The following is an 11,206-nucleotide window of genomic DNA, read 5'->3' as shown; positions in this document are numbered from 1 at the left end:
ACGATCGCGCCGCCCTTGATCACCAGGTTCGGGCGGACACCGAAGTACCGCGGGTCCCAGAGCGTCAGGTCCGCGAGCTTGCCCTCCTCGACGGAGCCGACGACGTGGTCGATGCCGTGCGCGATCGCCGGGTTGATCGTGTACTTCGCGACGTACCGCCGGACCCGTTCGTTGTCCGCGACCGCGCCGAGCGGACCGCGCCGGTGCTTCATCACATGGGCGACCTGCCAGGTCCGGGTGATCACCTCGCCGATCCGGCCCATCGCCTGCGCGTCCGACGAGGTGATCGAGAGCGCGCCGAGGTCGTGCAGCACGTCCTCGGCGGCGATCGTGGTGGCCCGGATCCGGGACTCGGCGAACGCGAGGTCCTCCGGGACGTCCGGGTTGAGGTGGTGGCAGACCATCAGCATGTCGAGGTGCTCGGCGACCGTGTTGACGGTGTGCGGCAGGGTCGGGTTGGTCGAGCCCGGGATGACATGCGGGTACGACGCGATCGACAGGATGTCCGGTGCGTGCCCGCCGCCCGCGCCCTCGACGTGGAACGCGTGGATGCCGCGGCCGGCGATCGCGTTCAGCGTGGACTCGACGTACCCGGCCTCGTTCAGGCTGTCCGCGTGCAGGGCGACCTGGAGCCCCCAGGCGTCGGCGGCGCGCAGGGCGGAGTCGATCGCGGCGGGGGTGGAGCCCCAGTCCTCGTGCACCTTGTACCCGGCGGCACCCGCGAGCGCCTGCTCGGCGAGCGCCTCGGCGCTGACGGTGTTGCCCTTGCCGAGCAGCAGGATGTTGAGCGGTACGGCGTCCAGCGCGCGATGCATCTTCTCGAGGTGCCACGCGCCCGGCGTGACCGTGGTGGCCTTCGAGCCCTCGCTGGGACCGGTGCCGCCGCCGATGATCGTGGTGATCCCGGTGGCGAGCGCCTCGTGCAACTGCGACGGGGAGAGCAGGTGGACGTGCGAGTCGATCGCGCCCGCGGTCAGGATCCGGCCCTCGCCGGCGATCACGTCGGTCGACGGGCCGATCCGGAGGTCCGGGTGGACGCCGTCCGCGATGTCCGGGTTCCCGGCCCGCCCGAGCGCGGCGATCCGGCCGTCCCGGAGGCCGACGTCGGCCCGCACGATGCCCCACCAGTCGACCACGAGCACGTTCGTGATCACGGTGTCGGGCGCCCCGTCGGCCCGCGTCGCCGTACCCTGCGCCATCGACTCGCGGATGGACTTCCCGCCGCCGAAGACCACCTCCTCACCACCCACGGTGAGGTCCCGCTCTACCTCCACCCACAGGTCGGTGTCCCCGAGCCGCACCTGATCCCCGACGGTCGGCCCGTACAGCGCGGCGTACGCCGCCCGCGAGATCTCAACCACGGCCCACCTCGCCCAGGTCCGCGGACGGCGCCGGCTTCACCTGGATCCCCGGTACGCGCCGGTTCCCGCGGAGGGCGACCAGCGCGACCTCCCGGGAGGCCCCCGGCTCGAACCGCTGCGACGTACCCGACGGGATGTCCAGCCGGAACCCCCGAGCCGCCTCCCGGTCGAACTCCAGCGCCGAGTTCGCGTCCGGCAGATGCAGGTGCGACCCCACCTGAATCGGCCGATCGCCCACATTCACCACCACCAGCCGCAACCGCTCATCGTCCGTACGATCGGCGTTGAGTTGGATGCTGCCGGGCTGCACACGAACAGCTCCGGGCGGGGCGGCTGATGCCTGCGCCCCCTGCTCTTCCTTGCTAAGTGTACCGTCGTCGACCATGTTATCTGCCTTCAAATGATCGGGTTGTGGATAGTCACGAGTTTGCGGCCGTCGGGGAAAGTTGCTTCGACCTGGACGTCCGAGAGGAGTTCGGCGACGCCTGGCATTACCTGGGCGCGGGTGAGGACTGTGCGGCCCGACTCCATCAGGTCGGCTACGTGGGCGCCTTCGCGGGCTCGTTCGATGACCCAGGTGCTGAGGAGGGCGACCGCCTCGGGGTGGTTCAGGAGGACACCGCGAGCCAGCCGGTCGCGGGCGACCATGCCGGCCACGGAGAGCAGCAGCTTCTCGACGTCGGCGGGGGTGAAGTTCATCGGAATCTTCGCGGGTGCCCGCGCCACGAGGACGAGGTGCAACCGCGGGCTCCCTTCCAGGTTTGGGTTGACGCGCGGCTCGACAGGAGGTCTACGTCTACTGCCCGGTGACTCGCCCGGCGGTCGAGCGTCCGATCGGGGGCCGCGGACGTATACATGCTGTCCAGTTGCAGCTTCCCACCCGGACGCTTCGCCGAACAGGCACCCCTGCGGGTGTGGACACCCGACGTGGGGAGGATTTCGTGCCGTCTCGGGTAGGAAATCCTCCCCAAGTCGTGCCGGCTGGTGCTAGTGGGCGGGTAGGACGTGGTCGGCGAGCTTGTCTGTGCTGAGGCAGAGGGAACAGATCGCGGCGTCGTGGGTGGCGCAGGCGGTCATGTCGGGTCGTTCGTACTCCTGCCGGCACACGTGACACGTCAGCACCTCGCCGGACGGGTTCCCGTACTCGTCGTACAGCGGGAGGTCGAGCCCGTCGTCGGTCCGGCGCAGGTAGTACTTCCCGCGCGTGACGACGGCGAGTACAGGCGGCAGTACGAGCGCGAGACCGATCGCGACGAGTGGTGAGTACGGCTTGATGCCCGACCCGAGGCCGCCGAAGAAGACCACGATCGACACGCCCGCGGCCAGCGCCATCGACACGAAGCCGACCGGGTTCACCGCGTACAGCATCCCGCGCCGGAACTCCGGTGCCTTGGGCGACAACCGAAGCAGGTACTTGTTGAACACGATGTCCGACGCGACCACGACGATCCACGCCATCCCGCAGTTCGCGTAGAACCCGAGGATCGTGTTGAGGAAGTCGAACATGTTCGCCTCCATCAGCACCAGCGCGATCACCAGGTTGAACGCGAGGAACACCAGCCGGCCGGGGTAGTGCCGGGTCAGCCGGGTGTACGAGTTCGTCCAGGCCAGCGATCCGGAGTACGCGTTCGTGACGTTGATCTTCACCTGGCTGATCACCACGAGGACGACGGCCAGCGTCATCGCCAGCCACCCGGGCAGGAACCCGCGGTAGATCTCCAGGAACTGGTGCACCGGCTGGTTCGCGATCGCCGTACCGCCGTCGACCTGGGCGATGATGTAGACCGCGAGGAACAGCCCGATCACCTGCTTCAGCGCGCCGAAGATCACCCAGCCGGGCCCGGCGAGCAGTACGGCGGTCCACCACCGGCGCGAGTTCTCCGGCGTTTTCGGCGGCATGAACCGCAGGTAGTCGATCTGCTCGGCGATCTGCGCGATCAGCGACAGGCACACCCCGGCGGCGAGCAGCATCGAGCCGAGATCGGCGTGCGGGCCGTAGGAGAAGAACGTCGACACCGACGACGGGTGCGAGACGAGCAGGTAGCCGAACGGCAACACCATCAGGACCAGCCACAGCGGCGTCGTCCACACCTGCAGCGTGGAGAGCACCTTCATCCCGTAGATCACCAACGGGAAGATCACCAGCGTCGACACCGCGTACCCGAGCCACAGTGGTACGTGCAGCCCGAGGCGCAGGCCCTGCGCCATGATCGAGCCTTCGAGCGCGAAGAAGATGAACGTGAACGACGCGAAGATCACGTTCGTGACCACCGACCCGTAGTACCCGAAGCCGCTGCCGCGGGTGATCAGGTCGAGGTCGAGGTTGTACCGGGCGGCGTAGTACGCGAGCGGCAGTCCGGTCGCGAAGATCACCACGGCGAAGATCGCGATCCCCCAGAGCGCGTTCGTGGTCCCGTACGAGATCCCGATGTTCGCGCCGATCGCGAAGTCGGCGAGGTAGGCGATCCCGCCGAGGGCAGAAACGGCGACGACGCCGGTCGACCACTTCCGGTAGCTGCGCGGGGCGAACCGGAGGGTGTAGTCCTCGAGCGTTTCGCGGGTCTTGGTGGCCGGGATGGGGGAGGCGGTGGTGCGGTCGTCGAGCGAGGGTTCAACTGTCATGGCGGAACTCCTGCGGCACCTTCGGGCGAGCGGTGCTCCGGCGGACCGGCGACGGTGCCGGTGGTGGATGCACCCGAATGGAAGGAACCTAGGAACGCGGTGTTACCGGCGTGTTGCCAAGCTGCTACGTTCGCGTACTTCCGTCTGGAGGTACTTCGCGAGACCCGCCGCATCCAGCAGCAGCTCGCCCAGCCCCGGCCGCGCTGTAGGCGCGGCTCAGACGGCTGTCACGGTGGCGGTTGCGGTGCCGAGGTTCGGGTGCTTCGCGGTGAGGGTGATGGGGCCAGGTTCGTGAGCACGGAGCCACACGGCGACGGCGCCGCCGTTGGACTCCAGCGGGAAGGTGGTGTCACCGACGAGTTCTGCCGGACCGGCGAGGTCGAAGGTGACGGTGCCGACCGCCGGGAGCGGGTTGCCGTGGGCATCAGTTGCCTGCAGCACCACCCGAACCAGATCGGTGCCATCGGCCACCAGTTCGGTGTCGTCGGCAACCAGTTGCAGGCGGGCTACCTCGGCGGAGAACGTGCGGGTGATGACCTGGCGCCCGTCGACATACCCGTCGATCCGCAGCTCGGCGCGCGAGGCCGGCAGCGTGAGGAACGACGGCGGGTAGCGCAGTCCGCCGAAGCGTTCGGTGTCGGGACGCACGGTCGCGACCAGGTCCCCGTCGAGGAACACCTCGAGCCATTCGGAGTTCGAGCAGATCATCAGCTCGTCCGGCGCCGACCCGTCCCAGTAGAACGCGGGCGCGATCACCGGCCGTCGCGCCGGCGGCACCTGCGCCTGGTAGATCGCGGCGCCCAGCTTCGGGATCCGGAACGTGTCGGCCACGCCGTTGCACTTCAGTCGATGGTCGACCCAACCGTTCTCGGAGTCGTAGTCGAACGCCTGCCAGGCGACCACGCCGAGGTACCGGTCGTCGACGGCTGCCTGCTGGTGCACCTGCGCGTGCAGGAACGCCTGCCTGGCCTGCACGGACTGCGGGTCGGTACGACGGTAGAAGTGCGGCCCGGCAAGCGACCCGATCGCCTCGGTGACGAGGTAAGGGATGCCGGGCAGCGGTTCGAGCAGCGTCGCGCCGCTCTCGTCGTGGGCGTAGTCGTTGTACGCGAACACGTCCTGGTGGAAGTCGTTCGTCGAGTACTCCCCGGCGACCATCGCGCCGCTGGTCGCGCGGTCCGGGTCGAGCGCCTTCGCGGCGTCCTGGGTACGCCGGTACAGCTCCGGGTAGTTCGCCGACTCGTTCACCCGGACGCCCCAGACGACCACCGACGGGCGGTTCCGGTCGCGGCGGATCATCCGTTCGACGTCAGCGACCGCCCGGTCCTGCCAGGCGGCGTCTCCGACGTACTGCCAGCCGGGGATCTCCTCGAAGACGAGCAGCCCGAGTTCGTCGCAGGCGTCGAGGAACGCCGGGGACTGCGGGTAGTGCGCGCAGCGGACCATCGTGCAGTTCAGCTCGTTGCGGAGGATCTCGGCATCACGGCGCTGCACCCGGTCGGGCATCGCCATTCCGGTCCACGGGAAGATCTGGTGCCGGTTCAGCCCGAACAGCTCGACCCGAGTGCCGTTCAGGTAGAACCCGTCGACCTCGAAACGCGCCTCCCGGAAGCCGATCCGTACGCTCCGCTCACTGCCGTTGCCGAGCCGCGCGACGACGTCGTACAGGACGGGGGAGTCGGGCGACCAGAGCTGTACGTCGCCGAGGTCGCGCAGGATCGGACCCTCCGCGATCACCCGGCCGTCGGCCGTCCGCAGCTCGACGCTCGCCAGCTCACCCGGACCGTCGATCGCGCAGGTGACCTCGACGCGCCGGGCGATGGGGTCGAGGACGTCCAGCGGGCGGGTGTACAGATCGGAGATGAACGCGTCCCGCTCGAACCGCACCTCGACCGATCGCGAGAGGCCGCCGGGCTGGTAGTAGTCGACCGCGCCGTGCCCGTCCGGGTGACCGTTCGGCGGGATCGGCAGCCAGCGGGCATCCAGGACGACGGCCACCAGGTTCGCGCCCGGCCGTACGAGCGACGTCACCTCGTACGTGTGCGCGAGATACCCGCCCTCCTGCGATCCCGCGAGCTGCCCGTTGACGTACACCGAGGCCGCGTGCAGTGCCCCGTCCACGTCGACGAACACCCGCTGCGCATCAGCCGGTACGTCGACCCACCGCCGGTAGCACCACCGGTCATCCCACGAGTCGGCGTCCCAGTCCCGCCACGACAGCGGTACGACGGTGTGCGGCAGCGTGACCACCGCGAACCCGCTGTCGTCGTACGCCGAGGTCACCGCAGCCTCGGCGGTCAGCCGCCCGAACCGCCACTCGTCCATACCCACGACCTTAGGTGGTGTCTGGTCCCGCGGCAGGTCAGCGTTGCGGCTCGAGGTCGATCTCGACGATCCGGACGCGGACCTGCGGCGCCGTACCGGTGACGGCCTCGATCGCGGTGCTGATGGCCGCGTGGACGTCGGCACCGACCTCGGCGGCCCGGTAGGTGGCGGCCGTGACGATGCGGGCGCCGACCTGGACGCTGCCGTCGGCGCGCAGGTCCACGTCGATGCCCGCGATGTCCGGCACCGGCCGGCCGGTCGCCCGCTCCCAGGCCTGTGCGGCGAGCTGCTTCAGCAACCCGACCAGCCCGGGCTGGAGCCGCACCACCCCCGGTACCGATCGAGCGGCAACAGCAGCGGCTTCGGCGAGCAGCACCCGCTCGACCTCGACGCCACTGCTGTCAGCGGCCGTCACCGCGGATCCGTCCAGACGTCGACCACCTCGAAGTCGAGGCTCTCGACGATGTAGCCGACCTGCGCGTGCAACGCGGTCGTGGCGCGGTCGCGGGCCTGTTCGAGAGCGGCGACCTGTCCGGCGCCGAACTTCAGCGCGACCGTCATCGACACCCGGACGGTGTCCGGGCGTTCGTCGGCCAGCTCGATCCGGCACTGGCGGGCACGGATCCCGGGTACGGCGTCGACGGCGTACCGCAGTACGGCGGCCAGCGCCGGGACGGACAGCTCGACGTCCGCGGAGCCGAGCGGGAGCGTCCGGCCCAGGTTCACGTCCGCGCGGACCGCGGTCATGATCCGGTCCAGCAGACCGGTTGGCACGTCGACCGGGTCGTCGATCAGGACCGCGGTCGCGGCGGCCAGCTGTTCCAGGCTGGCGCGGGCGGTCAGGCAGTGCGGGCAGCCGGCCAGGTGCGCGCTCGGCGTACCGCTGTCGAGCTCGTCCCAGACGTCCTCGACGGTCCGTCCGCAGGCCAGTGGGTGGAGATCGGTCACCTCCATGGCTTCATCACCTCCGCGAGCTCGGCGCGGGCTCTGGCTATCCGTCCGCGGACGGCGGTCGGCGTCGTACCGACCAGATCGGCGATCTCCTGGTAGGAGCGCCCGTGCACCTCGCGCAGCAGCCAGCACGCCCGTTGCTGCGGTGGCAACCTTCGGAGTGCCTGTGAGAGCGCAATCATCGCGGCGGTCGTATCCGCCGTCCGGGCCGGGTCGTCGTCCGTGGCCGGGTGCTGGTCGTCGAGGTCCACGGTCGGACGGCGGCGCTGCAGAACGGTCAGGCACTTGTTCGTCGCGGTGCGGTAGAGCCAGCCGCCGAACGCCGCGTCGTTCTGGATCTCCGGCAGCCGCCGCCACGCGGTCACGAACGTCTCCTGCGTGATGTCCTCGGCCTCGCCGCTGGCGCCGTCCAGCATCCGCAGGCAGAGCGTGTAGATCCGCCGCTGGTACCGCCGGACCAGCAGCTCGAACGAGCCCGGGTCGCGATCGCGGGCGCGCGCGACCAGCGTCGCCTCGTCCAGCTCGATCAGCGGCCCGAGCAGCGCCGGACCGCCCGTCATCGCGGCTCCAGGAGGTTCATGTTGTGAGGACGACACCGATGGCACACCTGTCACGGTAACCTCCCGGATCGGCGGCGTGAGACATGTCACGCTGGTGCGGCGCGTGACGAATCGGTCCGTGCCGGTGTCCAACCGTCGTACGGGCACAACCGCTGACCAGAAAGGGACTGTCCGATGACCGAGACCGTGACTGCCGCGAAGAGCACCGCACGACGGGGCACCGAGCCGGCGACCAAGGACATCGTTGCCGGCGGCACCGGAGCCGACGCCGCCGGGAAGACCACCATCGCCGACATCGTGGTGTCGAAGATCGCCGGCATCGCGACCCGTGAGATCGACGGCGTGCACGCGCTCGGCGGCGGCGCCGCCCGGGCGGTCGGGATGCTCCGCGAGCGGATCCCCGGCTCCCGGACGAACCTGTCCCAGGGCGTGTCCGTGGAGGTCGGTGAGAAGCAGGCCGCCGTCGACATCGAGCTGGTCGCGGAGTACGGCGTGAGCATCGCCGACCTCGCGGACGCGATCCGGCGGAACGTGATCGCCGCGGTCGAGCGGATGACCGGGCTCGAGGTCACCGAGGTGAACATCGCGGTCAGCGACGTGCACCTCGAGGGTGACGACGAGGACGAGGACGACACCGAGGAAGTCCCGGCCGAGCGCCGGGTCCAGTAGCCACTGATCCCTGAGGAGCACACGTGAGCACGTCGACCATCGGTCTGTTCGCCGGTCTGCTGATCGCCATCGCCGCCGCGGCCGGCGGATTTCCCGGCTTCCTGCTCGCGCTCGTGCTGGGCGCGGTCGGACTCGTCGTCGGCCGGTTCCTGTCCGACGGGACGAAGGGCCTCGACGACCTGATCTCGCGTCGTGGTCGTGGCTGACACCGTAGCTGAGCCGTCCTCGGTCACGTACGGGGGTGATCGAGGGCGGCTCGTCATCGCGCAGCGAGCGGTCGAACGGATCGCGGAGATCACCGCCCACCGGCACGGCGCGGTGGTACGCCGGGACGCCGTGCTGGGCCGTGGCCTGCCGAAGGCGCGGGCCGTTGTCGCGGGCCGCCGTACCCGGATCGAGGTGCAGGTCGCCGCGGCGTGGGGACGCCCGTTGGAGGAGGTTGCCGCGGAGGTACAGCAGGCAGTCACCGAGGACGTGGAACGCTTCACCGGCCTGGGCGTCGACCGGGTGGACGTCGAAATCACCGCCGTCGAAGCCCGTACGCCGACGGAGGCGGACGCCGACGTTCACGCCGAGCCGCTCGCGGCCAAGCCGCCGGTCGCGGGGCCCGTTGCGCGGGCGTTCGGGATTGTGGGGGCGCTGGTGCTGGTTGCCGTCGGGGCGGTCGGGATCGCGGAGATGTTGCGGGCGACGGGGTTGTTGCGCGGGCAGGTGATTCCGGAAGGCTGGTTCGGTCGGACGGTCGTGCTGGAGCCTGCCGGCTGGCTGCGACCGGTGGGGATCGCGGCGATCGTGGTCGGGTTGATCCTGCTGGTGCTGGCCCTGAAGCCGCGGCGGCGGACGCATCTGGCGGTGGGGGAGTTCGTCTGGATCCGCCCGGCGGCCGCGGCCCGGTTGGCGGCGGACAGCGCGTCCGGTGTGGACTCCGTGACAGCGGCGTCGGTGGTCGCCAAACGGCGGCGGCTGCACGCGACCGTGACGATGTTCGGCGAACCGTCCCGGGTGCACGACGAGGTCCGTACGGCGATCGCCGACCGCCTGCAGGCCGTCACGCCCCAGCCCCGGGTGCGCGTAGATCTGAAGGAGGACTGACATGCGGCGCGGAGTCATCGCGCTGGACCGCACGGTCGGCGTCGTACTCGCCCTCGCCCTGATCGCGGCAGGCGCACTAGCAGTCCTGTGGTGGCACTCCGGTACTCGGCACCAGCTGCACACCCCACCCGACCAGATGCAGGCAACATGGTGGCCCTGGGCAACGGGAGCCGCCGGCGTACTCGTCGCCCTCCTGGGCCTCTGGTGGTTGGCGTCCCACCTGCCCCGCCGCGTCCCCGGCCGCTTCCACTTGACCGGAGACCGCCGGTCCGGCAGCGGGCGGCTGTACGCCGATGCGCATGCTGCCGTCGCGGCAGCAGCTGCCGAACTCTGCGCGCTGCCGGAGATCCGTGACGCGTCGGGTCGGGTGGTTGCCGACCGGGGGCAGCTCGTCGCCGACCTGCAGTGCACGATCGAGCCGAGTGCCCAACTGGACAAGGTGCACGCGGCCGTCACGCGGGCAGCGGCGGACCTGCACGCAGTACTCGGCCTGCCGCGACTCCGGCATCGTGTGCGCCTTCGGGTCGCCCGCAACGACAAGGCAACCGCCCCGCCCCGTGTCGTGTGATCCGGGACGGGCTCATCGAGCCTTGAAGCGCAGACTGAGGTAGCACAGACCGGCCAGCGGGACGGGCGCCCAGAACTGGAGCAGCCGCCAGGACAGGACCGCGAGGACCGCCGCCTGACCTGGTACGTCGAAGCCGAGCAGGCTGGAGATCGCGATCCCCTCGACGACCGCGATGCCGCCGGGCGTGAGCGGGATGACGGCGGCCAGGTTCGCGGCGCAGTACGCGAGCAGCACCGGGACCGGGTTGATCGGGGCGTCATAGGCGGCGACGAAGACCCACAGCACGGCGGCGTCCAGGACCCAGTTCAGCGTCGCCCAGAGCAGGACCGCCTTGCGGACCTCACGGTCGGCGAGCAGGTCGCGGAGCCGGAGTGCGACGGTCGCGATCCACGGGCCGACGCGCTGCGGCAGCCGGTGGGCGACCGCGCGGAGCAGGCGGGCGGCGAGCCGTTCCAGCCTGGACCGCTCCCGGACGGCGAGCAGGCCGCAGGCGATCGCGACCAGCCCGACGAGGAACAGCGTCAGGTACGCCGGGGTCGCGTCGCGCAGGACCACGCCGGGGATCGTCGACAACCAGGCGACCAGGACCAGCGCGAGTGGCGAGCCGATCGCGCTGGCGGTGACGGTCGCGGTGACGTCGGCGGGTTTCGCGCCGCCGCTGACCAGCAGCCGGAAGCGCACCGCGGTCGCCGTGGCCGCACCACCCGGAACGACATGGCTCACGCCGTACCCGGTGAGATCGGACCGCAGGATCCAGGAGAACCGGACCGGGCTGCCGGACAGCAGCGCGCGGCTGAAGAGCGAGTAGCAGACGAGCGCGGCGGCCTCGAGCACGACCGCGCTGATCAGCCAGAGCGGACTCAGTTGGGAGACCCGGTCGAGGGACTGACGGGCGACGGAGAGCTTCGGGAGTACGACGTACTCGACGATCGCGACCAGGACGACGAGCGACACCGCGGACCAGACCCGGTGGTACCAGGCCGGCCGCCGTCTGGTTGCCGTCGTCATCGATCGCTCCTCCCGGACTCCAGTGTGCACTCCAAGAATTTCCCAAGATC

Annotated in this window: 13 protein-coding genes; 4 read left to right on the top strand and 9 right to left on the bottom strand. The window is 70.3% G+C overall.

Annotated features, from left to right (window positions below; genetic code table 11):
• The 8 genes from ureC to VFF46_RS24450 form a co-directional block, all read right to left on the bottom strand.
• Nucleotides 1–1,361, bottom strand: a 1,361-nt coding sequence (gene ureC, locus VFF46_RS24485) for an urease subunit alpha (RefSeq protein ID WP_325039544.1), incomplete at its 3' end; no start/stop codon positions are given.
• Nucleotides 1,354–1,746 carry an urease subunit beta gene (gene ureB / locus VFF46_RS24480; protein ID WP_325039543.1) on the bottom strand — a complete coding sequence of 131 codons (393 nt, stop codon included), beginning with the start codon at nucleotides 1,744–1,746 and terminating at the stop codon, nucleotides 1,354–1,356. The genes ureB and ureC, both read right to left, overlap by 8 nt.
• A gap of 11 nt (nucleotides 1,747–1,757) precedes the next feature.
• Nucleotides 1,758–2,060, bottom strand: a complete 303-nt coding sequence (locus VFF46_RS24475; RefSeq protein ID WP_325039545.1) for an urease subunit gamma — start codon at nucleotides 2,058–2,060, stop codon at nucleotides 1,758–1,760.
• Between the two features lie 288 nt (nucleotides 2,061–2,348).
• The gene (locus tag VFF46_RS24470; RefSeq protein WP_325039542.1) at nucleotides 2,349–3,983 is read right to left on the bottom strand and encodes a hypothetical protein; all 1,635 of its coding nucleotides are present in this window, start codon (nucleotides 3,981–3,983) and stop codon (nucleotides 2,349–2,351) included.
• Nucleotides 3,984–4,199: 216 nt separating this feature from the next.
• The gene (locus tag VFF46_RS24465) at nucleotides 4,200–6,308 is read right to left on the bottom strand and encodes a glycoside hydrolase family 2 protein (protein WP_325039541.1); all 2,109 of its coding nucleotides are present in this window, start codon (nucleotides 6,306–6,308) and stop codon (nucleotides 4,200–4,202) included.
• Nucleotides 6,309–6,345: 37 nt separating this feature from the next.
• On the bottom strand, nucleotides 6,346–6,723 hold the full coding sequence (locus VFF46_RS24460) for an Asp23/Gls24 family envelope stress response protein (RefSeq protein WP_325039540.1): 378 nt from the start codon (nucleotides 6,721–6,723) through the stop codon (nucleotides 6,346–6,348).
• Complete coding sequence (locus VFF46_RS24455) at nucleotides 6,720–7,262, bottom strand: Asp23/Gls24 family envelope stress response protein (protein WP_325039539.1); 543 nt, start codon at nucleotides 7,260–7,262, stop codon at nucleotides 6,720–6,722. Before VFF46_RS24455 ends, VFF46_RS24460 begins: the two co-directional genes overlap by 4 nt.
• The gene (locus tag VFF46_RS24450) at nucleotides 7,253–7,819 is read right to left on the bottom strand and encodes a sigma-70 family RNA polymerase sigma factor (protein ID WP_325039538.1); all 567 of its coding nucleotides are present in this window, start codon (nucleotides 7,817–7,819) and stop codon (nucleotides 7,253–7,255) included. Before VFF46_RS24450 ends, VFF46_RS24455 begins: the two co-directional genes overlap by 10 nt.
• Before the next feature lie 174 nt (nucleotides 7,820–7,993).
• On the opposite strand from VFF46_RS24450, the gene VFF46_RS24445 reads away from it, so the two are divergent.
• Genes VFF46_RS24445 through VFF46_RS24430 form a run of 4 tightly spaced genes read left to right on the top strand, consistent with a single transcriptional unit; the run spans nucleotide 7,994 to nucleotide 10,148 of the window.
• Nucleotides 7,994–8,488: an Asp23/Gls24 family envelope stress response protein gene (locus VFF46_RS24445; RefSeq protein ID WP_325039537.1), complete on the top strand. Its 495-nt coding sequence runs from the start codon at nucleotides 7,994–7,996 to the stop codon at nucleotides 8,486–8,488.
• Nucleotides 8,489–8,511: 23 nt separating this feature from the next.
• Complete coding sequence (locus VFF46_RS24440; RefSeq protein ID WP_325039536.1) at nucleotides 8,512–8,694, top strand: hypothetical protein; 183 nt, start codon at nucleotides 8,512–8,514, stop codon at nucleotides 8,692–8,694.
• Nucleotides 8,687–9,580 carry a DUF6286 domain-containing protein gene (locus tag VFF46_RS24435; RefSeq protein WP_325039535.1) on the top strand — a complete coding sequence of 298 codons (894 nt, stop codon included), beginning with the start codon at nucleotides 8,687–8,689 and terminating at the stop codon, nucleotides 9,578–9,580. The genes VFF46_RS24440 and VFF46_RS24435 overlap by 8 nt, the downstream gene beginning before the upstream one ends.
• 1 nt (nucleotide 9,581) lies before the next feature.
• Complete coding sequence (locus VFF46_RS24430) at nucleotides 9,582–10,148, top strand: hypothetical protein (RefSeq protein ID WP_325039534.1); 567 nt, start codon at nucleotides 9,582–9,584, stop codon at nucleotides 10,146–10,148.
• A gap of 12 nt (nucleotides 10,149–10,160) precedes the next feature.
• Here VFF46_RS24430 and VFF46_RS24425 read toward each other — a convergent pair whose 3' ends face one another.
• On the bottom strand, nucleotides 10,161–11,156 hold the full coding sequence (locus tag VFF46_RS24425) for a YbhN family protein (RefSeq protein WP_325039533.1): 996 nt from the start codon (nucleotides 11,154–11,156) through the stop codon (nucleotides 10,161–10,163).
• Nucleotides 11,157–11,206 lie beyond the last annotated feature (50 nt).

This window comes from Kribbella sp., assembly GCF_035655035.1.
GTDB lineage: Bacteria > Actinomycetota > Actinomycetes > Propionibacteriales > Kribbellaceae > Kribbella.
The sequence above is the reverse complement of the archived record's forward strand: the minus strand, read 5'-3'. Positions and strand labels throughout refer to the sequence as shown.

Coding starts and splice junctions, on each gene's coding strand:
- VFF46_RS24430 (WP_325039534.1), top strand. CDS start 9,582: ATGCGGCGCGGAGTCATCGCGCTGGACCGCACGGTCGGCGTCGTACTC.
- VFF46_RS24465 (WP_325039541.1), bottom strand. CDS start 6,308: ATGGACGAGTGGCGGTTCGGGCGGCTGACCGCCGAGGCTGCGGTGACC.
- VFF46_RS24450 (WP_325039538.1), bottom strand. CDS start 7,819: ATGACGGGCGGTCCGGCGCTGCTCGGGCCGCTGATCGAGCTGGACGAG.
- VFF46_RS24425 (WP_325039533.1), bottom strand. CDS start 11,156: ATGACGACGGCAACCAGACGGCGGCCGGCCTGGTACCACCGGGTCTGG.
- ureB (WP_325039543.1), bottom strand. CDS start 1,746: ATGGTCGACGACGGTACACTTAGCAAGGAAGAGCAGGGGGCGCAGGCA.
- VFF46_RS24445 (WP_325039537.1), top strand. CDS start 7,994: ATGACCGAGACCGTGACTGCCGCGAAGAGCACCGCACGACGGGGCACC.
- VFF46_RS24455 (WP_325039539.1), bottom strand. CDS start 7,262: ATGGAGGTGACCGATCTCCACCCACTGGCCTGCGGACGGACCGTCGAG.
- VFF46_RS24470 (WP_325039542.1), bottom strand. CDS start 3,983: ATGACAGTTGAACCCTCGCTCGACGACCGCACCACCGCCTCCCCCATC.
- VFF46_RS24475 (WP_325039545.1), bottom strand. CDS start 2,060: ATGAACTTCACCCCCGCCGACGTCGAGAAGCTGCTGCTCTCCGTGGCC.